The following is a 23,313-nucleotide window of genomic DNA, read 5'->3' as shown; positions in this document are numbered from 1 at the left end:
GGAATCAGCAGATGCAGAATTTATATCCGTTATTTGAGCGAAACCGAATACTAAAGAAAGAACTGCTATGGTCATTAAGAGATTATTCCTTTGCCCATATTCAATTGGAATACCAGGAATATGAACAGGGCATTCTGAGGGGATATGAAATAAAGGTCAGGGAAAATGATTTGGTTATTGGTCCCGGAATCTTTAAATACGGAAATTTTGTATGTCTTCAGACAGAGGAGGAACGGATACCTTATTCACCCAAGGAGCAGCCCCAGTATTTAAGAATGAAAGTGGAAGTAGACAGAACCTCTCAGGATTATATTGCTTATAAAATGGAGTATTATGTGACAACAGATGAAAAGAAGGAAGAAAATGAATTCGAACTCTGCCGCTTTCATTTGCGGAGTGGTGCGCGGCTCAGGGATCAATACAGGGATTTTGGAGATATGGAAACTGAATTTGATACGGTCAGCCTCATTTATTCAGATTGGGGAGGCCTGGGAGGAAAAACATTGTCTCCTGCAATTATAAAATATTTTGCAAGAATTATTTTGGAAAGTGAAAACAGCCAGTTAGAAGACCGTTCCTTTGCCTATCTTTGCCTGACCCAGCCTGGGGCAGTTCCGGTTCATGTATTAGCTTCCTATATCAGTAAGCGGAATGGAATCAGGCTGGAGGAAGTTGTTAATAATCAATTAATTTACCAATCCATGCGTGAAATAATTAAAGAAATTCAAAAGGGAAATAAAGAGGGGGCAGGGAGTAGAAGAGAGAGGCACAGAATATTTGTCGATTGAAGGATTAAATGGTAGCTGTCCCAGTCGATCACAACAATCAGATAAAGGAACCCGTTTCCTATCTGGAATTCTATAAGGAATCAAAGGATGCTTTTATCAAAACTGTAAAACCTCTCATGAAGAGACTGCTTGGTATTTTGCGTTATTTCGAACAGTATCCCCAAAAGTTAAAAGGAATGCTTAACTTCCAAAGGTTTGAGCCTATCTATAATACTTAAACCTACATGGAGAGGGTTATGCGGCACGCAACAGGTGACTTTAAAGAAGAATTCGTAGATGTGGAAGGAACAGGAACATTCACATTAACGATTAAGCAGAAGAAAGATAAATTAGGTTGATTACGGTTGAGGGCAGATACCCGGCTGCTTAAAAATCAGGGGTGTGTCCATATCTAAATAGAAAACATAAAAATGGGTTTAACGACGAAAGTATTTACAAAGTTGTAAATTCAAGATTAGGTTGGTACAAAAGATGTAGTATGGATGTAGTGAATTTTATTCTAAATCCTACACTGCTTGAAACAAAAATAAAGTACGGAGCTGGGGCGCTCAATCCTTTAAATTATTATCTAAGAAATGTTGGGATATAAATTGTAGAGCCGTATACGAGACCCGTACGTACGGTTCAATGAGAGGGAAATAATTCTTAGCAATTATTTCTCTACTTCATTGCTATATGGAGGATGTAAAATATATTAACAAATTGTAGAATAATTACCAGTAAATTCCGTTTTTATCATAGAGAGGTGGAAATATGGGGGCTATTACTTTTGACAAACTGTATTTTAATTCATCGTTTGATGTTATATCAGTTCGGGAGTTTTCAAATCCCGGGTAAACACGCGGAGGCTTTGCTGACTTGCCTGCTTCTCAGATGGAATAAGTAAGACCAATGCGTTTGATAAAAATGAGTATGATTTTATTATATTCGACTTCCTCATGGAATTATTAATCCTATGGATAAAGAAGAATTTATCCATGTAATTCCCCGCTTCAAAGGGGCGGAAGAGTATTTTTTGATAGATAGTCTGGCCGAAGTCGGTTTCCAGACCTTAGAAAATGTACTGAAAGTAAACTTCAGGAACGACAGGAGATTGAAAGTTTAATGAAAAGTGACAAAATAAAAAAGATAAGCACTGTAGTGGCTCTTATTATATTTCTGTTTCCAGCTGTTCTGATTGTGATGACCTCTTGCACTTTAAGGGAAAAGAGCGATAATGAAGTCCTGATGATTGACGTAGATCAGGGTGTAGATTTTTACAAAAGGATATTAATACGTTTAATCCAGGATGATATAGCAATAAATGAGAACGGGAGAAAACATCATTTCTCGGATGAGGTTTCAGTTTACTATAAGGAGATGCTGTCAGATAGTAAATTTTTTGTTGTTGATATTAATGGAGATAAAAAGTTAGATATAGGAATCATGTTCCCAACGAATGTATTATTGACATATTATTACGATGAAGATACAGATACTTTAAGTCCCGCATTAGATTCTCATATCTATACAGAGATTTTAGGGAACGGACAGGTTATGATGGCTTCAAGCTCAGCCTCCAGCTCAGCGACCTTTTATGAAGTTATTGATATATCAGGTGAGCCTATTACTACTATCTCTTTTTTTAAGGATTATATGGGAGATGTTATTATACCTAATGAAACGAAAAAGCCTTATTTTGAGTACTCAATTAATGTAGAGATGCGTTTACCGGATGGGCCTGATAAACTGAATACAACTAGCAATAGAACAGACGTTACAAAAGAACAGTGGGAAATGATGAAGAAGCCGTTTGATGATTTGCGTGAAAATGCACCAAAGTCCTTTAATTATGAAGAATTAATGGCAATTAAATCGTCTCCAGATATTACAATAATTTCTAAATATCAAAATGTTAATTGTATCGATAGTGAAACATATTCAAAGATTGAGAGAGCCTATAATAAATTGAACTTTAATGTTTCTTTTAATACCGGCAACATAGAAGAATATAGTCTGTATAAAAAGCAATTTTGCAGATTGTTAAAAAATGAAGTGATGTTTACTGAAAAGGAAACCGGCGAAGAGTTTTATTTAAATGAATATGGATACTTTTCTATAGATGTTGACCTTGGCAGGTACGACCTCAATAATTATACCTATTACGTTTATGATATAAATGGTGATGAGAGTCCAGAACTGTGCATATCGGATAATTCAAGATTCACTTACGTTATTAGCTATGATATAAAATCAGATTTGTTTACTTTATGGCAAAGGTATGAAACTCCATATATATATTTATTGGGAACTAAGAAAATTGGTTATTCAGGAAATGCCAAGGATGCATTTTTTATGTTGGATGAAGATGGTGAATATGATTGTTTTATTTGGTTTAAAACAGAGGGGTACAGGGATTTAGAGACTCAAAAGGACAGCTGTATTTTTATGGTGTCATTGCCTCAATATGTAGATCAATATAACCAGGAAGAATTAACCGAACATATGAGAGAGCAGGCTGTTTATGATGAAAATCAGGATTTATACTATTTTAGGGTAACAGAAAAACAATATAATAGATTAACTAGAGATTATTTTAAGATGGTTAAATCAGCAAAAAAGGCTATAAAAAAGGTGGATTTTACATATGAGAAGTTGTCGGGTAATGATGTTTTTGAATAGTAGAATAAAACCGTTTATTATAATTTTAATACTATTATTTTTATCTATTGTCATTTCAAGAGCCGTTAACAATCCGAATTTAAATGAAAAACGTTCCTATGACAGCTTCAGCAGTAGTTTTTTTGCGCACAATGGAGAGATAGAGTTTGTTGACAAAGCAACATATAGTATTTTAAAATCGGCTTATGACAAGGTAGACTTTTCCGCGGAATTTAGAACGGTAGATAAAGCAGTATGTGATTTATATAAGAAAGAATATGTGAAATTGATTAAAGGAGAGGCAGATTTCTATGATAGAAAAACGGGAGAAAAATTTTCAATGGGTGATTTACAACAGGAAGTGAATCCTGAAGAAAGTCTGTTTATGCTATTCGATATGAGTGGAGATGGAAATCCGGAACTGTGTATTACTGATGGTGCAAGGTACAAGTATGTTTTTAAGTATAATCCAAAGTCAGACAGGTTTATTTTGTGGTCGGATTTAGGGTCAACCTGGTATGGGTTAGCAGGTACTCAAAAAGTATTTTGGTCTAGATTTCTGGAAAATAATATATTCTATATATTAGATGAAAACGGAAATCCAAATTGTACCGTTTACTTTCATTTGAAAGTGCTTATGAATGATAAAACAGAACAGCCAGAGTATGCATATATGGTTTCTATGCCTGAGTACGCAGGCAAAACAGTGAAATATACAAAGGCAATGAAATCCAAACAATATTTTGACGAATATCATGAAAAATATTTTTTCAGAGTAACCAAGGAGCAATATGACCAATTAGTTGCAGGTTATTTTAAATCAATAGATTTGGCATACCAGAAGACTTCGACATTAACTTATACATATGAGGAAATGCTGAGTAATTAACACCAACAGGGAGCATTGATTCGATTTGATTCCTACAAGATACAGGAACGAAGTCAATATTTAATCGCACTGCACCCATCCCACAAGGAGAGGAGCTCCCCAATCATTTACGGAGCTCCTCTCCTTGTGCGTGCTTAAGACAATGATGGGAAACCTTGTAAGTTATCGTCTACTTTAATGAATAACCAATCATATTTTATGCAAAAACATATTATCTGCTATCTGAATCACAAAAATTATTCGATATTGCATATAAGTGATATAATCTTCAGATACTGAATTACATAAAACAATTTCAATTCTGAATTATGTCAATAGCAGACTATGGAGGGAAATATGAAAGAGAATCAGAGAGAAGTAAGAACTATAACAGAAGGCGTAATTGAAGAATACTGCAAATGGCTGTACTGCCAGGAAAAGAGCCAGGTTACCATTCAAAAATATCGGTATTATCTGGAACAATTTTCATACTTTCTGGAGGGGAGGAGCATAAACAAAGAGCTGGTAATCTTATGGAAAGCCCAGCTGCGGAAAAGGTTTTCTCCTGTGACTGCCAACGGAGCGTTGGCTGCAGTCAATGGATTTTTTAAATACAGCGGCTGGCCGGATTGCCGGGTCAGATTTTATAAGATCAGCAGAAGTGTGTTCTGTACAGAGCAAAAGGAGCTGAATAAAGGCGAATATAAAAGGCTGGTAAAAGCAGCACAGGAAAACAAAAATGAACGTCTGGCCATGATCCTGCAGACGATCTGCGCCAGTGGTATCCGGATTTCCGAACTGCCCTTTATTACCCTTGAAGCAGTGAGAAGCGGTGTGGCAGAGGTTGAATGCAAGGGAAGGATCCGAACCGTCATTCTTACCCGCCAATTATGCGAAGCATTAACAGAATACGCAAAGAAGCGGCATATTATATCCGGTAAGATATTTATTACCCGTAATGGAAAAGCGATTGACAGAAGCAATATCTGGAGGGAAATGAAAGCGTTGGGAAGACAGGCCGGAGTTGCTGAAGAAAAGATATTTCCTCATAACCTTCGTCATTTGTTTGCCAGAACCTTTTATACGATGGAGAAAGATTTATCGAGACTTGCAGATATATTGGGACACAGTGACGTGAATACCACCCGTATTTACACAAAAGAAAGTGGTCATGCACATTTAAAAATACTGGAGCAATTGGATCTATTTGTCACACAATACAACGGAATACCTCTTTTGTTGTAAAAACAAGTCGAATCTATTCTTTAATATACTACATAAATGCTTAAAAGTCTACAATTATTTTAATAAACTAGGTAATTTGTATAAATTTGTTGAATTTGGATAGCGCAAACAGGCTGGAGTTGTGAAAAAATCCCCAGCCTGTTTGCGGTGTCCTTCTTTTTTTTATAAAAGGCCCACCTCTGGTTATATTTTCTTTTATTTACAACAAAAGAGGTATTCTGTTGTAACTGACCATAAGCGAGTCATTATATAAGCATATATACCTTATAAGATCAGGAACATGGGGGAGAAAATGAATGGAATTTTAGGTACTGCCGTTTTAACCGGCATGAGCAGTCTGGTTGGTTATTTTATGCCGGAGTTGTCATATTCCTTTGCCTGTTATAAATGCGGGCGAAAAGGATATCCGAGGCCGTTAAAAATCCCCGGTCTCCGGTGGAAAGGCTTCAGTCTTATTTTTACGACAGGCGTTACAGGATTGTCCTGCTTTTTATTACCGTTTGATCAGGCCATATTTACGGTGTTCATCTGCTATATTGCAGCTTTCGGTATCTTTGTGGACAGATTAATAAGAATTATCGCCAATGAAATGCTGTGGGTGATTCTGGCAGCAGGTATTACATACCGTATTCATTCAGACGGCCTGGGAGGACTTTTTGGTTCCGCCGGAGCAGTGGTACTGGTTGTTGTTATCTTTGGTCTGACAATGCTGTTCACCTATGTAAGGAAAGGAACTGCCGGAGTAGGAATGGGAGACGTAAAGCTCGCCATGGTTATCGGAATAACGGTGGGATTTCCCGGAGTCTTTTACTTTCTGACCGGAATGGCTTGTGTGATCGGATTTTATTGTCTGGCAGGCATGAAATATGGTTTTTTAGTCCGGGACAGTACATTTCCCATGTGCGGACATATCATGGCGGGCTTTCTGATCGCATTGCTCTGGCCGTACATTTCAACCACTATTTTATAAAATGAGGAGAATATGGAACGCTTAAGATCTGAAAATGGACAGGCAATGGTAGAATATGCAGCTCTGTTTGCAGCAGTTGTGATCGTGGCCGTGATTACCTTCGGAAATATGTCAGAGGCAGCGGTTAAGATTTTTAATCTGATTCAGAACAGTCTGCTTCCTGTGTTTCCGTAATATTTGTAGTAACCAGCCGGTTTGATTAGAACATATGAAAGATAAAATATGGAAATTGGTATAATGAAGTTTATATTAATTCTAAATACACAGAAGATGGGGAGGTGAAAAATATGAAAAAACTTTGGGATAAATTTGTTTCTGAGGAAAGCGGACAGGGAATGGTGGAATATGGTTTAATTCTCGCACTGATCGCTGTTGCAGTTATTGTTGGATTACAGGCACTTGGTGGTAAGGTTCAGGGTACATTTGATAAGATAAATACTTCAATGCCGTAAAAAAGGGATAAAAAATCAAACCGGCTGTTGCTTATATAAAGACGAGGCGAATATTCAGTGAACATCTGCGAGCCTCGTCTTGAATTGTAATGAGGTGTAATACCAGGGAGGAATTAAGGTGAAAAAAATTCGTTTGATTGCATTGACAGTGGCATTCCTTGTGTTCATAGCCGGGTACCGGATGCTTGTAACGACAGTGAACCATCAGTCCCAGACTCAGGCAGACGGGCAGAAAATTGAAGTGGTCGTTGCGGCGCAGGATCTGAGTCCCTACACAACACTGACGAAGGATATGATAAAGCTTAAAAAGGTACTGGTTGATGAAGAAACAAAGGGCTATTACAGGAAGCCGGAGGAAGTAGTGGGTAAGGTATGTTTGACAAATGTTTTTCAGGATGAAATGCTGACTGACCGGAGGCTTGCAGATGACAAAGCTGAAGTTCTTGGACTTTCCTCCAGACTGGAGGATGGAAAACGGGCGGTATCCATAAATACGGATTTAGAACAGGGAGTTTCCAATAATCTCAGAGTTGGAAATTACGTGGACGTTATTTTTACAGGCACTTTGAAATCCTCAGCGCAGGGGAGTGAAGAAGCGATTCCGGCAGGACTGGCCATGGAGAGGATTATGGGTCCCCAGAATCCGGCCAATGCCCAGATTGTAAATGATTCCATAGGAAATGAATTCTCTGTCATTGCCCTGCAGAATATTAAGGTTGCAGCACTTGGTAACTCATTTTCCTTTGACAGCAACAAAGATTATAAAGACGAGGAATACGTAAGCGTCACATTGGAGGTGACCCCCTCCCAGGCAGCACAGATTGCCCTTATGAAGAGCGGGGAAGGGAAAATTCAGCTGGCACTCAGACCGCAGGAGGACAGCAATGTTGTTAAAGAACCCCGTGGATCAGTACTTAAGAATTATGAAGGAAATTAGTTTTCTTTGGGAAAGGGGAATCAGCTTGTGAAAATTAAAGTTCTGCTCCTGGGAATACCGGAGAAATGTTCACAGATCAAAACGCAGATAAAAGACGAGGAGATCTCCATAGTCGGATATGTGGTGGATGAGAATCAGGTTCTGAATGAGATAAACCGGACGATGCCGGATCTGATTCTGATTACGGATACTTCGCCCATGGCCCTGCGGTCCTGCCAGCAGATTTATCTGCTGCGCCCGCGCTCCGTTCCGATTGTGCTCTCAGATCTGGAAAACAGCGATCTGATGTATAAGATCCTGCAGTCCGGAGTCCACTATATTCTGCATGAAACGATAGAGCCAATTAATCTGATTGCAGAATTAAAAGGAATCTACAGCAATGAATCAAACCGAATTCTGGCACTGGAGAATACCGGAGCCAAGTCTTCCAAATCAAAAGTGATTATGGTCTTTGGACCAAAGGCTGGAGTGGGAAAGACAACTCTGGCTGTAAATCTGTCAATTAAGCTGGCACAGAAAAACAATAAAGTGGTTATTCTGGATTATGACTTTCAGTCCGGAGATGTGGGAAGCCTGCTTGGTATGAATCCCAGAAATACAATTCTGGAACTGATACAGGAACAGAGCAATCCTAACGTGGATACAATCCGGCAGTTTTTGTCTCTTCATCTTTCCGGAGTGAACTTTCTTCCCAATCCCCACAGCCCGGAATATGGGGCTTCTATTACTGCAAGGCAGGCGGAGAGCATCATCGCCGCGCTTCGGGTTTACTATGACTATGTTATCGTCGATGCAGTCTCGGGCTTTGATGATACATCAGCAAGCTGCATTGACTGTGCCTCCTCTGTTTTATTTGTAACTGGAAAAGATGTGCCCGCGCTCCATAATGCGAAGAAAAGTCTGCAGGTGCTGGCAGAACTGACGGATAAACAGAAAATCAGACTGATTGTTGGAAAGTGCTGTGGATACGGAATTTCAGACAACGATGTTTCCCGGGTGCTTGGCACACCGGTGTGGGGTTCCATTCCCTATGATGAGAAAGCGGCGGTGGCAGCGGCAAATCAGGGGCAGCCTCTAGTCTTATCGTATCCGAAAAGTAAAATTTGTAAAGAAATTTCCAATATGGCAGAACGGCTGGAAGGAATGAACGAAGGTTACAGAAGTGTAAAAAGCAGGAAGAAGAAGCGTATGTCATTCTTTCAAAAAGGAAAGGAGACTGTATAAGCGATGGAGTGGGTATCACGTCTGGGTCAGCCAAAGGAAACAAACCATTCTGCTTCAAAGGCATTCAGCGCTTCAAGTGCGGAGCCGGGAAACAGAACGGATAAAAATTATGACAAATTAAAGCAGACGGTTCACCAGGAGGTAATACGGGAATACAATGACCGATTCTCGGATAATGCCAGTGGAAGGTCCATTGATGTTATGGAAATCATCCATCAGGCCATTGCCAGACAGGAGGAGAGCCTGACCCGTCTGGAAGAATCAAAGCTTGCCCAGGAAATTCATGATGATGTCATGGGACTGGGACCCTTAGAGCCGCTCCTGCGGGATGATTCTATTTCTGAAATCATGGTGAACAGTGCAAGACAGATATACATAGAACGGGGAGGAAGACTGGAACAGACACCTGCCAGCTTCCGGGATGATGCCCATGTGTTAAAGGTAATCAACCGGATCGTTTCATCTGTGGGAAGACGGTGTGATGAAGCCACCCCCATGGTGGATGCCCGCCTGGCAGACGGTTCCCGTGTAAATGCCATCATTCCGCCCATCGCTTTAAAAGGTCCCTCCATCACAATCAGAAAATTTTCTTCCACCCCCCTTAAGATTGGAGACTTAATAGGATACGGTTCCCTGTCTTCCCAGATGGCGGGATTTCTGGAGGCAGCAGTTAAGGGACGCTGCAACATCATTGTTTCAGGAGGAACCGGTTCAGGAAAAACCACACTGTTAAATGTATTATCAGGTTATATTCCTGACAGTGAAAGAATTGTGACTATCGAGGACGCGGCTGAGCTCCAGCTGAAACAGGATCATGTGGTAACTCTGGAAGGGCGTCCAAGCAATATTGAAGGAAAAGGAATTGTTTCTATCCGGGATCTGGTGAAGAATGCACTTAGAATGCGTCCGGACCGGATTATTGTGGGAGAGGTCCGGTCCGGTGAGACGCTGGATATGCTTCAGGCCATGAATACAGGTCATGACGGTTCCCTGACTACGGTACACGCAAATTCCTCCAGAGATGTGGTATCCCGTCTGGAAACAATGGTTTTAATGTCAGGAATGGAATTGCCTGCAAAAGCCATCAGAGAGCAGATTACCTCAGCCATTGACTTAATCGTGCATCAGTCCCGTTTACGGGATGGAAGCAGAAAAATTATCAATATATCGGAGGTGGTCGGAATGGAGGGTGATACCGTTACCATGCAGGATATTTTCAGTTTCCGCCAGAACGGTACGGATGGGAACGGAAAAATTGCAGGGAAGTTTGAACCTACGGGAATTCATCCGAAGATTCTTGATAAGATCAGAGAAAATGGAGGCTATTGCAGGGATGACTGGTTCCTTGCAGAACGGAGGTAACAATGGAAATGGTTTGTCTGGCTTCAGCGGCGTTATTTTGCTATTGTGCCATTGAGATAATACTGGAGTTTCTGTTAAATAAACAGCTGCAGATCAATCAGAGATTAAGTGATTTAAGCGAGGTGAAAAACGAGACAGGAGTATCGTCTGCCGGAGAAGAAAAAAAAGACAGACAGCTTTTACGTTTCATACATATTTCAAAGAAGCTGAAAGAAGAAGTCAGCTTATCCGGAATCAGACTGCGTCCGGAGGAATTTATCATGATCTGGTTCCTTCTTATCTTTGCACCTGCCATGCTTTTGTTTGCGTTTGCTCCGAATTTGATTCAGTGCATGGGGCTTTTTCTTATCGGACTGGTTGTTCCCCCTTTCTTTCTGAAAATAGCGGCTGCGAAACAGCGTTCCATGTTTGAGGCTCAGTTAGGGGATGCGCTGATGGTGCTTTCCAATGGTTTAAGAGCCGGTTTTTCCTTTGAGCAGGCACTGGAGAATGTTTCTGGGGATTTAGCCGATCCCATTGGCGGGGAACTGAACACAATTGTCAGGGAGTTAAAGCTTGGAGCGGAACTGGAACAGTCTTTTCTGATCGTAGCTGATCGAATGAAGAGTGATGATTTAAAGCTGCTCACAACAGCTGTTATTATCCAGCAGAGAGTGGGGGGAAATCTGGCAGAAATACTGGATATTATTTCCCAGACGATTCGGGACAGACTGACAATTAAGCGAACCATAAAGACACTGACCGCACAGGGCAGGATCACAGGACAGGTGATTGGTGCACTTCCGGTCCTTCTGCTGCTTGCTCTTTCGTTTGCCAATCCGGAATATATTTCGCCGTTGTTTTCATCTCTGCCAGGACGTTTTCTGCTGCTGCTTGGCGGAGGAATGGAGATTTTTGGCTTCTTAATAATCAATAAAATCGTAGATATTAAGTTTTGATGAAATCAGGAGAAGAAAAAATGATATTTCTGACAGCCATAGCCGGTGCAGTTTTTACTTATTTTTTTGTTGATCTATGTTTCTCAGCCGCTTTTTCTAAAACCCTTGCTTTGAACAGCCGCTTAAAATCTGTGGAGGAAATGGGAAAACGGCAGAGAGAAGCGGGGGAACTGGAGGTTTCCATCGCAGACCGGATCATGAGACCGGTTTTTAATCGCATCCTTACCATATTTTCCGTATTTGCCCCTAAAAATCCTGCCGCTCTGGAGAGAATGGAGCAGCAGCTCAGACAGGCAGGCATTCATATGAAATCCCAAAACTACAGCGCGTCAGTTGCCTTTTTTACAGCAGTCTGCATTGGTTTGGGAGCTTTATACGGAAGGACAGGAGGCATTTTACAGGCGGTCCTTTATGGCGCACTTGGCCTTTATGCCGGAATCGTGGTAAGCCGTTTTCATTTGAAGAGCAAAATAAAAAAACGGAAAGCACAACTATATCATCAGCTTCCGGAAATGATGGATTTATTAAGTGTCAGTGTTTCGGCGGGACTGGGCTTTGACCAGGCCCTGGGATATGTGGTGGAGAAATCCAGTGGTCCCCTCATCGACGAACTGGATGTTACCCAGAGGGAAATTTCCCTGGGCCGCCGGAGAAAGGATGCCCTGAATGGATTTGCAGACCGGTGTGAAAATATGGAGATCCGGACCTTTGTCACTGCTGTGGTCCAGGCCGATGAAATGGGATCCTCCATGCAGAACATCCTCTCCATCCAGGCGTCTGCAATCCGGCAGACTCATAAACAGAATGTAGAGGAAAAGGCACAGAAATTGTCTGTTAAGATTCTGCTTCCCATGGTGCTGTTCATATTTCCTGTCATCTTTATTGTACTTTTGGGACCTGCAGTCATGTCAATTATGGAAATGTTTGGAGGTATGTAATTATGATCGTTCTGATAGAAGGGGAACATGGTTTCAATGTGAAGGCGGAAATCGCCGATACCTTCATAAAAAGACTGCTGGGGCTGATGTTTTGCAGGGAGTTGCAGGAGGGGAGTGCTCTGCTTTTAGATTCCTGTTCCCGTATTCATACATGCTTTATGCACTTTCCCATCGATGTGGTATACCTGGACCATGGTAATATGGTTTTAAAAAGGGAAACCGTTTATCCATGGCGGCTGGGAAGCCATGTGAAAGGAACCAGAAAGATATTGGAATTAAATAAAGGCGCCGCAAGAAAGTTAAAGACCGAAAAACAGCTGTTTATCAGTTCTATTGAAGAAAGGAGGTCGTAAGATGAATTACAATCAGTTAAATGATTTCGGACAGGAAGAAGGAAACGCCGGACAAATGGGGGGCATGCTTCCTGACGGCATGGAAGGTCTGACCGGTAAGAATATTCAGACCGAGCTTGCTGCAAAGCTCCAGACAACAGTGGTCGGAGGGTATACCAAAAAGAGTGTGGAAGAATATGCTCTGGATATGAGGAATAATCTGATGCTGATAAAGGAGCAGCTGGAGCAGCAGATCCGTGAGCTGACCGCTGAAAAGGTCAGTGTGACCCAGGAATGCCAGGTGCTTCGGGAGCAATTAAACACAGCGGAGGAAAAGCTTTCCGATGCAATCGCGCGAAAGGAACGGGCATTGCAGGAAGCAAGGCTGTCAGCAGCAAAATTGGAAGAATGGGAGAACCAGCATTCCGATTATGAAGAAATGCAGCTGCAGAAAGAAATGTATGAGGAAGAGATCTCCCAAAAAGAACAGGATATTATCCGGTTAAATGGACAATTATCAAACTATCAGCACGATTATGAAGCTCTTAAGGCAAAGATGAAGGATATGGAGGAGAACCTGCTGAAGGTTTCCCTGGGCCGGCCTCAGCCGGATATGGAAGAAATGCTTCGGCAGAAAGAGGAGGCTGAACAAAAATATGAAAATCTTCTCATGAAGCTGGAAGAAAACACCATAGCGTTAGAACAGGAACGCCAGGCACGAAAGGAAGAGCGGGAGCAGCAAAACCTGATGTCAGAAAGGGGAAAATGGGAGCAGCAGGCCTTAATTGCTGAACGGGAAAAACTGGAACAGCAGATCCTGTCAGCTGAAAAGGAAAAGCTGGAACACCAGGCTTTCATAGCCGAGCGGGAAAAACTGGAGCAGCTGGCTTTGACGGCTGAAAAGGAAAAATGGGAGAAAAGGCTTGATGACTTAAAGAAGCAGTACGAAGAACAGGAGAACTATAAAAAGGAACTGGAAGAAAAGGTTGACGTTTTATATAAGAATTATGAGGAAAACGCATCCCGGATAAAAAGACAGGAACAGCAGATTGAAGAAAAGGACATGCTTTTAAATCATTATCAGGGGCAAGAGCAGGGAACCATACTGACCCGCCAGGAAAATCAAAAATTAAAAGATACCATAGATTCCTTAAAAGAAACGATTCAGATGATAATGGAACAGATGGAAACTCAGTCTGAAAGCATGAACCTTTATATGGAGCGAACCACCCAGGAACGGGATACCCTTAAAAAAGCCATTGGGGAACAGGCAGCACTGAAACTACAGAATGTGGAACTGCTGGACATTCAGAGAGGCCTGATGGCCCAGATCGAGGAGCTGAAATCCAGAAATATGCAGCTGGAGAAAGGGATGGAGCTGCAGAAAAAAGTATCGTTACCCGTGGAACGGGAAAAACGGGGTGTATTGCCGGAAAAGCAGCCCTCTGCCAGCGCAGAAAGGGAGAATTCTGACCCGGAGCTGTTTACCTGTGACAAGGCCATGCAGAAAGCCAGGGGATTGTTCTCTGTGATGGAAGGAGAATATGCCGAGAAGACCCGGGAGGTAAAGAACATTGGCTGACTTTAACGGAATGAATGAAAACGGGCAGTCAATCCTGGAATTTGCCCTGATTCTTCCTATTATAGTGCTGCTCTTTACTGCTCCTGTGGATTTCTTTATCTGCATGAATACAAAGATGACATTAAGCAGTGCTGCCAGCGAATGTATCAGCCGTCTGGACTATTCTGATATTTCTTCGGGAACAGTGAGCAATAAGCTGACACAGATCATTATGCAGAATTTCACCGAACGGCTGGATCCTTCCAAGGTTACGATTGAGGAACTGAACACAGGAAGCAGCCAAAAGAACGATTACAGTTATTACGTTTATTCCAGTGATCTGGCCAATCCATCTGATTTTGGCAGCCAGTTTGAAGTGCGCCCCGGCAGTTATGAGTATACTGAGGTACAGCTGCAGCTTTCTTATGAGCGCCCTGCAGTAACCTTTTGGGGAACGTTTTTTCTGGGCAATACATATAAAGTGAAAACACCTGTTTATTCCCGTGATATTTATATAAGCGGCTATACTCCATAGTACGGACGGGAGGAGGAAAATGTATGAAATGTTTTCTGAGTTTGAAACAGGATAACGGGCAGGGAATGGTAGAATTTGCACTGGTCTTTCCTATTTTTATTATGATCATTCTTTTCATAATCGAAGTGGGCTGGATTACATACCAGCAGACTGTTTTCGATCAGAGTTACCAGTATTCCAGCTGGTCTGTGCAGGCATCCGATTTCGGGGACTCAGATCCTCTTAATACCTGCCCATCCAGCGCTGTCTATACCGGAAATACGGTGTCAGACCCTTTGGTGGAAAGAATAAAAGAAGCCAGCTTCTGGGGCTTTTTACCGGAGAATTTAACAGTCAGTGATGCAAAGGCAGTAATGAAAAATGTGGAAAAGCCCTTTTCGGTGCCAGGACGGACACCGGCTGACACCATAACGGCAATCAGCCGTACCCGCTATATGGATTTAAATGCCACCCTGTCCTATGATATATACCCTCTTACCTTTTTGGGGCGGCAGGTTTTTGGATCCAGGGTGACAAAGGAAAAAAAATTAAGCTGCATCCGGGTCGTATCCACCCAGCACAGATCTGAGTAGCTTTGGAGTATAAAAAGGGAGGATAGCATGAAATGTAAAACCAGGTGGAAAAAAAAGTTTGCCTGTTTTGGCCGGGAAGATGGAAATATTCTGCTGCTTTTCGCCGGAAGCCTGACCGTCCTGATTTTTTTTATCGGGATATCCATGGATCTGGGGCTCATTTATTTAAAGCGCAATGCACTGATGAATCTATGCCAGCTTGTGAAAGAAGACAGATTTACGTTCCAGGATTCCATCCGATATTCCGATAATCCGGGGAAGGACAGCTTTACCATGATAGAAGATGCCATAAGAAGGAATCATTTTGATGGAACAGTGAAGGTTTATTTTAAAGAAGATACACCGGAGACCAATTACCGGTATTACAAAATACGGACACAGCTCAGCGAAGAATATTCTTATACATTTTTAAAGATTTTCGGAGCTGATACAACTACCATTACCGTCTATTTCGACGGAGGGGAGACATACGGAGAAGGGATTTCGGATGTCATATGGCATCCTGCTTTACCGGTTTCCAGCTACAATGGTTCTTATACCAGCCAGCCTGACGGAAGCTTCGGGTATGACAGTGCAGATTTACCGGCTGACTGGTAACGGATAAATATGAGGTAATTTAAAATGCAAAAGAAGGTTTTTTCAGCTGCCGTTTTTCTGATTGCAGCGGCGTGTATTCTCACCGCATGCAAAAAGAGCGGCTTTGTTTTTAAAGAGAATTCAGTCAGGGAGTGTACACTTACATTTTGGCATTGGGACACCGGGCATGAAGAATTTTATGAGAAAATTGCATCGGAATATGCCAGGGAGAATGATGGAGTAAAAATAAATATCAGGCTGGTTCCCTATGAAACTTATACGAAGGAGTGGATGGAAGCTGCTGCAGAGGGTGAAACTGCAGATGTATTTGCCATTCCTCCTGAAAGTCTGGCTGAATTTATAGACAGCAAAAAGCTTGAAGCGCTGACCTATGCAGATCTGATCCCTGCAGGCAGTGAAGAGGAATTTCTTATAGACACATCAGGAAAAGAGAAGGCTTATGCCCTTCCTGCAGCCGGCAGTCTTCCGGTGATTTTTTACAACAAAGATATTTATGAACAGAATCAGCTTGTTGTTCCGGAAACACTTTCGGATTTTGTGACAAACTGTGCCATATTAAAACAGTCTTCCTGTCAGCCGTTTGCCATGTCGCTGACGGAGGAAGGGTTGTTTGATTCTTTTGATTTTACATCCGGAATTCTGGCTAACGGAAAGAGTCTGGACGGGAGAAAGCCGGAAAAACAGGATTTTAAAAAGCTGCTGGATAAAAATACCGGCTATTACGATCTGATTGGAGTCGCAATGGAATTATCACTGGATAAGGAAAATTGTGTAAAGGGACATCAGGCTCTGTTAGAAAATTTTGCACAGAACAAATACGCCATGATCTGCGGCACCACAGATGACATTGACGTATTGAATGAGCGCATGTCATCCTCCTTTGGGTGGTTCGCGCTGCCGGGAGAGGATTACACAAATGCAGGAGTCTGGAAGGCAAATCATATGTACGGAGCTGCAAAAAAGGGAAAATCAGTGAAGGAAGCAAAAAAATTCCTTTCTTATTTTCTTACCAAAAAGAATCAGCTGGCATTTTCAACGGAGTTTGGGATGCTTCCGGCTGTAAAAGGCATAAAGCCGGATGATAAGGAAATCAGGCAGGCATACGAACTGGTAAGCGGAAAAAAGGAAGTGTATTTCCCGTTTTTTCAGACCATGTCACAGGAAGACAGAACGTTATGTGCCGAGAATTTAGATTTGATTTTTTCAGGTAAAGTCACGGATCCGGAAGGTTTTTTAACAGAGTGGATCAAAAAACTGAAAAATTAGCAGGTAAAGTAGTATGCGGAGGTAAAAGCAATGTTAAAAATTATAAGAAAAGGGCTGCCGGTCATGCTGCTGGCACTTTTGGGATTGTTTCTTAGTCCTGAAAAGACCCTGGCAGCTTCTGCCCAGCCCTTGACGGTTTATGTAACTACCGTTATAGATAATTCTGCTGATTATCCAAATCAGGCCGGACAGATCAATTCCAGATACGACGCAAAACGGATCTATCAGATGTCAAAAACCAGCAGCTATCCGGCTTATTATCCATCCGGATATGAAACAGGAGTGGTAACTGTGAAAAACGGCTTTACATCAACCGTAAAGTTCTCCGGAAAATCTTCAGGCATAAACTGCAATACGGTCTGGTTTGGGGCAAATGGATATACCGATTCCCATTTGAGTCTTGTCTCCGTAGAATATGGCAAGAACGTAAGCGCCTATACCTATAACGGAACCGGAAACGCTTCCAATCCATTTGCTCTCCAGGCCTATAACTGGATTTCGATCGGTGGTAATGCTGCCGAGGTCAGGGTTACCCTTCATTTTAAATATAATCCTGATATTGATGAAGTACCGCCAGAGGAAGTTCCGGAGCCGGAACATAAGAAAGTGATCGATTATCTCGGCGACGGTGCCGGAAATCCGGATACAGATGCCCATGGGGTTAATAATTATCGGATTTATCTGGATTTAACCACCAGCAGGGAAGAGGAAGCAAAAAAATCAGATATCATTTTTGTTTTGGATGTCAGTAACTCCATGGAAGAATCGATGGGAGGCCAGACCAGGTTCCAGGTCATGAAACAGACGGTATACAATGCAGTATCAACTCTTTCAGAAAATCCGGATAACCGCTTTTCCATCATCACCTTCGGAACGAATTCCAATCTTGTGGTTTCCGGAAGTACAGACAGGAACAGTCTGCTTCAGACTATCAATTCCCTGGCTCTTCCAGGGGGATTAGAAGGCGGAACAAATTACTACCAATCCATGAATCAGGCATCTGAACTGATCGGAGGGATTTCCTCACCGGGAGCCGAGCAGGTGGTGTTTTTCATCACCGATGGGCAGCCTACCGCAGCGACACCTGCTGCACAGGCACTGGGGTATTCCGTTTATACAGAGGTGGGAACGGTTTACGCTGCGGATGCGGCCAGGCGGATGCAGGGTGTTGACCGGTTTTACTCTATTTTCATGGGCAGCAGTACCGGAGGTGCATCGACTCTGCAGACCATTACCCAGATGGTAAATACCAATATAGAAAAATATATGGTACAGGCAGCCAGCGCGGAGCAAATCAGCAATGCATTCAACCGGTTCTTATCACAAATCAGCAATTCATTTTACGATGTGACAATCAATGATCAGCTTTCTGAGTACGTTGATTATATGGGAGACCTAAAGGTGATGCGCCAGAGCGGAAGCGCACAGCCGGAATATCTGTCCGATGGCAGTGATTATACGGCAGGCTTTGAAAACGCAGGGATCAATATAAAACTGTTAAGCGGAACACTGCCGGCCAGCCGTTATGTTGTATCTTTTAATGTACGCGCCTCAGACAAAGCAATGGATTCCTACGATTCAAACCAAAGCTATCCCCATACGGGAGATTCCGGCACGGATTATCCCGGCAACGGCACCAGTTCGGGAATGCCAGGATTTTACTCCAATTCAAAGGCCGGACTTACCTATTCATATGGAAAAAGCGGTAAAGCTGAGTATGCTTACAATAAGCCGGTGGTTCAGGTCGTTGAACCGGAACCTGTTAAAGCTGAAATTCAATTAAAAAAGATTCTGACAGGTATGACACTGGAAGCAGGCAGTTTCCAGTTTGAGATCAGCAGGATTTCCGAAGGGAAAGAAATTCCTGTTTCAACAGCTTTTAATGATGGAGAAGGCAATATTACCTTTCCGGATGTGGAACTGAAAAAACCGGGGGTTTTTCTCTATCATGTAAAGGAGATCATTCCCCAAAATAAAATACCGGGCATGGTATACGATACAAAAACCATTCAGGTGGAGGCAGAGGCTGTAAGATCAGGAGATGAACTAAAAGTCCAGGTCCGTTATCCGGCAGATGTTTCCTTCGTAAATCATTACGAACCACAGCCGGTATCGGTAAGCCTGAGCGCTCAGAAAAAGCTTCTGGGAAGAACCTTAAAGAAAGGGATGTTCCAGTTCCGGCTTCTTAACGGAAACAATGAGGGAGTGGAGACAGTGACCAATGATGGTTCCGGTAAAATCAGTTTCTCTCCGCTCACATTTACAAAACAAGGAACCTACACGTATCTGATCCGGGAGTCTGTTCCCATTCCTGCCGATCCGAATATTACGTATGATTTAAAAACCATCACGGCAAAAGTTCTGGTGACGGATAGCGGCGGCAAGCTGAAGGCAGAAGTTTCCTATTGGCCCGATCAGGTATTTAAAAATAGTTTTACTTATCAGACGGAATCGGCGACGATCGAAGTAAAAAAGGTACTGACCGGAATGCAGCTCACCGCCGGACTGTTTGAATTTGAACTTAAGGACATGGAGACTGGTGACGTACAAAAATCTGAAAACAGGGCAGATGGGACTGTTGGCTTTATAAAGTCCTATGAGGAGCCTGGCGAACATACTTATCAGATCCGGGAAATAAAACCTTCTGAACCCATTCTGTATATGAATTATGACAGCAAAATCATAACCGTTACAGTACTGGTAAAAGATGATGGTACGGGGAATTTAGTCACAACAGTGGAATATCCCGATGATAAAACTTTTTATAATTCCTATCAGATCCGGGGAGGGATCTGGTAATAAACCACAAAGCTATGTTATAATTATTTAAACGGTTATATCGATTGAAGTATAAAAAAAGAAAGGGGGAGGTGACAAACCAGATGGACTCCATGGAATCAACCAGAAGATCAAAATACAAAGAGCCGATCCAGCACGGAAACGCCTTCTTCCCATTCAGCACCCACGAAACCGATATCAGGCTAAGGGAAGGAAAAACCTTTCACACCTACATTATGAACGGAGAGAACTTTGGAGGTCTGGTTGGTCTGGGTCAGGAGCCTCCCCTATATTTCCATTGTCACAGGGAACTGGAACTATTCTGGGTATGTAAAGGAACTGCCAGAATCAGCATAGAAAATGAAGAGATTCAAGTCCGTGCAGGAGACGTTCTGTTAATACGCCCAGACAGAATCCACGGCTCCAATGATTTTCTAAAAGAAGACCTCATTTACCGGACAATCCTATTCAGCTATGAGTTCGTAGGCAGTATGGAAAATGATGTCATCAGGCAAAATTACATTGACCCCCTATTTTCCGTAACAACCGGACCTTATATTTTTCTGTCATCCCAACAGCAGGAGAGTGAAAGACAGTATCAGCTTTTAAATGAAGCTTACGCTATATATGAAAATGGCCAAAAAGGATTTGAACTGCTCTTAAAAGCCAGAGTATTGGAATTCTTCTATGAAGTAATAAAAAGCGGAAAAATAACACAAACCCAGGAACAGACTGATGCAGGAATCGGCCTGTTTATGAAAAACATCAATCATTACATAATAGAAAATTACACAAACAGAATCAATCTAAGTGACGCAGCAAAGCACGTTTCCATGAGCAAGGGGTATTTTTGCCGCTACTTTAAACATGCATTTCACATGACCTTTCATGAGTACCTGACTCATGTGCGGCTGCGGGAAGCTGAGAATCTGGTTCGCACCACACACCTTGGGATGGAAGAGATTGCAATCCGCACCGGCTTTTCCAATTCCAATTACTTTACAGTCAGTTTTAAGAAGCATTATCATATGATTCCTACAAGATACCGGAACGAAGTTAATATTTAATCATACTGCACCTATCCCACAAGGAGAGGAGCTCCAATCATTTACGGAGCCTCTCTCCTTTATTATCCCGTCTCCAATAAAGTTACTTTTTTAATAAAAGAGGTCAATAAAAACAGGGTAACTTCATGTGCATACAACTAAAATAATAGTATGTATCCGATAGAAAGGGGTAAAACAGGCATGAATTATATCAGAGAAGACCAGGGAACTATTATTTTTGAAAATGACGGGGAAACCCTTCGTATCGAGCCGTGGGGAACAAATTCCCTGCGGGTGCGAGCCGTGATGATGGGGGATATTAAAGATACGGATTACGCACTTCTCTCAGCACCATTTACAACAGCCGCAATCATAATAAAAGATGAGTTTAACGGCTCAATTACCAACGGAAAAATCACTGCAGTGTTATCAGTAGACGACTGGCACAAAAGATGCAGGGTAAGTTTTTTTAACCAGAAGGGAGAACTGCTTCTGGAGGAAGAAAAAGCCGGGGGTGCCCTTAATAAAAAGACCAGAAATTTCAAACCCAGACTGGGAGGTGACTATGAGCTGACGGTAACATTTGCATCCGACCAGTCGGAACGGCTGTACGGAATGGGGCAGTATCAGCAGGAAGTCTTAAACGTGAAGAACTGCATTTTAGAACTTGCCCATAGAAACTCCCAGGCATCTGTTCCCTTTGTACTTTCTGATAAAGGATATGGCTTTTTCTGGCACAACCCTGCAGTGGGAACCGCCTCCTTCGGAAAGAACATTACCCAGTGGTATGCAGAAAGCACCAGGCAGATGGATTACTGGATCACCGCAGGGGATACCCCGGAAGAAATCGTGGGAGCCTATGCCAAAGCCACCGGAACACCTCCTCCCATGCCGGAACATGGTCTTGGATTCTGGCAGTGCAAGTTAAGATACTGGAATCAGGAAGAACTTTTAAGCGTTGCCAGAGAATATCATAAAAGAGGGATTCCGGTAGATGTGATCGTGGTTGATTTCTATCACTGGCCGAAGTGTGGGGACTACCGTTTTGATGAAAATGATTTCCCCGATCCAAAAGCAATGGTAGAGGAACTAAACAGTTACGGAATGGAGCTGATGGTTTCCATCTGGCCTCAGGTGAACTTAACCAGTGAAAATTATGAGGAAATGAAACAGAAAGGACTGCTTGTAAAATCAGAACGCGGAGTTCCCATTGCAATGCGGTTCCAGGGGGAGAATGCATTTTTTGATGCGACCAATCCAAAAACCAGAGAATATGTATGGAACTTATGCAGAAAGAATTATTATGATTACGGGATTAAAACCTTCTGGCTTGATGAGGCCGAGCCTGAATTTTCCACATATGAGTATGACAATTACCGCTATTATATGGGACCTGTTAATCAGATCGGAAATATTTATCCCCAGCTCTATGCAAAAACTTTCTATGATGGTCAGATTGCTTCCGGTATGGATACAGCGGTTAATCTGCTGCGTTGCGCCTGGGCAGGCAGCCAGCGCTATGGCGCACTGGTATGGTCCGGGGATATCCACAGCGATTGGAAGACGTTTAGAGAACAGCTTTGTGCAGGTCTGAATATGGGAATAGCCGGAATTCCCTGGTGGACAACTGACATCGGAGGATTCATGGGCGGAGATCCCACAGATCCTTCCTTCCAGCAGCTGTTCGTTCGCTGGTTCCAGTGGGGAACGTTCTGTCCGGTTATGCGGCTTCATGGCGACCGGAGTCCATCAAAGCCAGTTAATCACGCAGACGGTTCCCCATCAATGCCAACAGGAGCAGATAATGAAATATGGAGCTTTGGAGAAGTAAACACACCTATTTTAGAAAAATACATACAGTTCAGAGAAGCAATGCGGCCTTATTTGCGGAAATTAATGAATGAAGCCCATGAATTTGGTAAACCAGTCATGCGTACCATGTTCTATGAATTTCCCCAGGATGAGATGTGCTGGGATCTGACCGATCAGTATATGTTTGGTTCCGATATTCTGGTGGCGCCAATTCTTTACGAGAATACATACGAAAGGGATGTATATCTCCCACGCGGAGCTGGCTGGACCCTGATTTATGATGGAACAAAATACGAAGGTGGACAAATTGTTCATCAGACAGCCGGTATTGATCAGATTCCTGTTTTTCTTCGTGACGGAAGTCAGAAAGAATTGATTGGAAAAATATAAATCCAACCCAATCCGTACCCAATCAGCCCCTTTTTTTACCAAAAATTACATGTAGAGCGCTA

General features: G+C 42.4%; 23 protein-coding genes. All 23 read left to right on the top strand.

What is annotated here, in order from left to right; translation table 11 throughout:
- The first annotated feature begins 11 nt into the window (after window positions 1-11).
- The 23 genes from BXY41_RS08825 to BXY41_RS08715 all read left to right on the top strand — a co-directional run bounded on the left by BXY41_RS08825 (window position 12) and on the right by BXY41_RS08715 (window position 23,251).
- Window positions 12-788, top strand: coding sequence for a hypothetical protein (locus BXY41_RS08825; RefSeq protein WP_104436457.1), 777 nt, complete (start codon window positions 12-14; stop codon window positions 786-788).
- 8 nt (window positions 789-796) lie between these two features.
- Window positions 797-1,006 (top strand): hypothetical protein, encoded by a 210-nt coding sequence (locus tag BXY41_RS08820; RefSeq protein WP_104436456.1) that lies wholly within the window; start codon window positions 797-799, stop codon window positions 1,004-1,006.
- 737 nt (window positions 1,007-1,743) lie between these two features.
- A complete protein-coding gene (locus BXY41_RS26720) occupies window positions 1,744-1,893 on the top strand; it encodes a hypothetical protein (protein WP_170072294.1) in 150 nt (49 codons plus the stop codon).
- The gene (locus BXY41_RS08805) at window positions 1,893-3,449 is read left to right on the top strand and encodes a hypothetical protein (RefSeq protein WP_104436455.1); all 1,557 of its coding nucleotides are present in this window, start codon (window positions 1,893-1,895) and stop codon (window positions 3,447-3,449) included. Before BXY41_RS26720 ends, BXY41_RS08805 begins: the two co-directional genes overlap by 1 nt.
- Complete coding sequence (locus tag BXY41_RS08800) at window positions 3,433-4,317, top strand: hypothetical protein (RefSeq protein WP_104436454.1); 885 nt, start codon at window positions 3,433-3,435, stop codon at window positions 4,315-4,317. The genes BXY41_RS08805 and BXY41_RS08800 overlap by 17 nt, the downstream gene beginning before the upstream one ends.
- A 336-nt stretch (window positions 4,318-4,653) precedes the next feature.
- On the top strand, window positions 4,654-5,541 hold the full coding sequence (locus BXY41_RS08795; RefSeq protein WP_104436453.1) for a tyrosine-type recombinase/integrase: 888 nt from the start codon (window positions 4,654-4,656) through the stop codon (window positions 5,539-5,541).
- Window positions 5,542-5,833: 292 nt separating this feature from the next.
- The gene (locus tag BXY41_RS08790) at window positions 5,834-6,511 is read left to right on the top strand and encodes a prepilin peptidase (RefSeq protein ID WP_170072293.1); all 678 of its coding nucleotides are present in this window, start codon (window positions 5,834-5,836) and stop codon (window positions 6,509-6,511) included.
- Between the two features lie 12 nt (window positions 6,512-6,523).
- On the top strand, window positions 6,524-6,685 hold the full coding sequence (locus BXY41_RS26715) for a Flp family type IVb pilin (protein WP_170072292.1): 162 nt from the start codon (window positions 6,524-6,526) through the stop codon (window positions 6,683-6,685).
- Between the two features lie 113 nt (window positions 6,686-6,798).
- Window positions 6,799-6,963 carry a Flp family type IVb pilin gene (locus tag BXY41_RS08785; protein WP_104436451.1) on the top strand — a complete coding sequence of 55 codons (165 nt, stop codon included), beginning with the start codon at window positions 6,799-6,801 and terminating at the stop codon, window positions 6,961-6,963.
- Window positions 6,964-7,081: 118 nt separating this feature from the next.
- Window positions 7,082-7,900, top strand: coding sequence for a Flp pilus assembly protein CpaB (gene cpaB, locus BXY41_RS08780; RefSeq protein WP_170072291.1), 819 nt, complete (start codon window positions 7,082-7,084; stop codon window positions 7,898-7,900).
- A 27-nt stretch (window positions 7,901-7,927) separates the two neighbouring features.
- On the top strand, window positions 7,928-9,124 hold the full coding sequence (locus BXY41_RS08775; protein WP_104436774.1) for a CpaE/TadZ family protein: 1,197 nt from the start codon (window positions 7,928-7,930) through the stop codon (window positions 9,122-9,124).
- A 3-nt stretch (window positions 9,125-9,127) separates the two neighbouring features.
- Window positions 9,128-10,486 (top strand): TadA family conjugal transfer-associated ATPase, encoded by a 1,359-nt coding sequence (locus tag BXY41_RS08770; RefSeq protein ID WP_104436449.1) that lies wholly within the window; start codon window positions 9,128-9,130, stop codon window positions 10,484-10,486.
- Window positions 10,487-10,488: 2 nt separating this feature from the next.
- Complete coding sequence (locus BXY41_RS08765) at window positions 10,489-11,424, top strand: type II secretion system F family protein (protein WP_207657062.1); 936 nt, start codon at window positions 10,489-10,491, stop codon at window positions 11,422-11,424.
- A gap of 20 nt (window positions 11,425-11,444) precedes the next feature.
- Window positions 11,445-12,362: a type II secretion system F family protein gene (locus tag BXY41_RS08760; RefSeq protein WP_104436448.1), complete on the top strand. Its 918-nt coding sequence runs from the start codon at window positions 11,445-11,447 to the stop codon at window positions 12,360-12,362.
- A gap of 2 nt (window positions 12,363-12,364) precedes the next feature.
- The gene (locus BXY41_RS08755) at window positions 12,365-12,715 is read left to right on the top strand and encodes a DUF192 domain-containing protein (protein ID WP_207657061.1); all 351 of its coding nucleotides are present in this window, start codon (window positions 12,365-12,367) and stop codon (window positions 12,713-12,715) included.
- A gap of 1 nt (window position 12,716) precedes the next feature.
- A complete protein-coding gene (locus BXY41_RS08750; protein WP_104436446.1) occupies window positions 12,717-14,276 on the top strand; it encodes a coiled-coil domain-containing protein in 1,560 nt (519 codons plus the stop codon).
- Window positions 14,269-14,790: a TadE family protein gene (locus BXY41_RS08745; protein WP_207657060.1), complete on the top strand. Its 522-nt coding sequence runs from the start codon at window positions 14,269-14,271 to the stop codon at window positions 14,788-14,790. The genes BXY41_RS08750 and BXY41_RS08745 overlap by 8 nt, the downstream gene beginning before the upstream one ends.
- 23 nt (window positions 14,791-14,813) lie before the next feature.
- Window positions 14,814-15,362: a TadE/TadG family type IV pilus assembly protein gene (locus tag BXY41_RS08740; RefSeq protein ID WP_104436445.1), complete on the top strand. Its 549-nt coding sequence runs from the start codon at window positions 14,814-14,816 to the stop codon at window positions 15,360-15,362.
- Window positions 15,363-15,389: 27 nt separating this feature from the next.
- Window positions 15,390-15,959: a hypothetical protein gene (locus BXY41_RS08735; RefSeq protein ID WP_104436444.1), complete on the top strand. Its 570-nt coding sequence runs from the start codon at window positions 15,390-15,392 to the stop codon at window positions 15,957-15,959.
- Between the two features lie 24 nt (window positions 15,960-15,983).
- Complete coding sequence (locus BXY41_RS08730) at window positions 15,984-17,225, top strand: ABC transporter substrate-binding protein (RefSeq protein ID WP_104436443.1); 1,242 nt, start codon at window positions 15,984-15,986, stop codon at window positions 17,223-17,225.
- Between the two features lie 30 nt (window positions 17,226-17,255).
- Window positions 17,256-20,024: a Spy0128 family protein gene (locus BXY41_RS08725; RefSeq protein ID WP_104436442.1), complete on the top strand. Its 2,769-nt coding sequence runs from the start codon at window positions 17,256-17,258 to the stop codon at window positions 20,022-20,024.
- Window positions 20,025-20,107: 83 nt separating this feature from the next.
- Window positions 20,108-21,070, top strand: a complete 963-nt coding sequence (locus BXY41_RS08720) for an AraC family transcriptional regulator (protein WP_104436441.1) — start codon at window positions 20,108-20,110, stop codon at window positions 21,068-21,070.
- A 180-nt stretch (window positions 21,071-21,250) separates the two neighbouring features.
- Entirely contained in the window at window positions 21,251-23,251 is a 2,001-nt protein-coding gene (locus BXY41_RS08715) for a glycoside hydrolase family 31 protein (RefSeq protein ID WP_104436440.1), read from the top strand.
- The last annotated feature ends 62 nt before the right edge of the window (window positions 23,252-23,313 follow it).

Origin of the sequence: Lacrimispora xylanisolvens (assembly GCF_002934545.1) — a bacterium.
Classification (GTDB): domain Bacteria; phylum Bacillota; class Clostridia; order Lachnospirales; family Lachnospiraceae; genus Lacrimispora; species Lacrimispora xylanisolvens.
The sequence above is the reverse complement of the archived record's forward strand: the minus strand, read 5'-3'. Positions and strand labels throughout refer to the sequence as shown.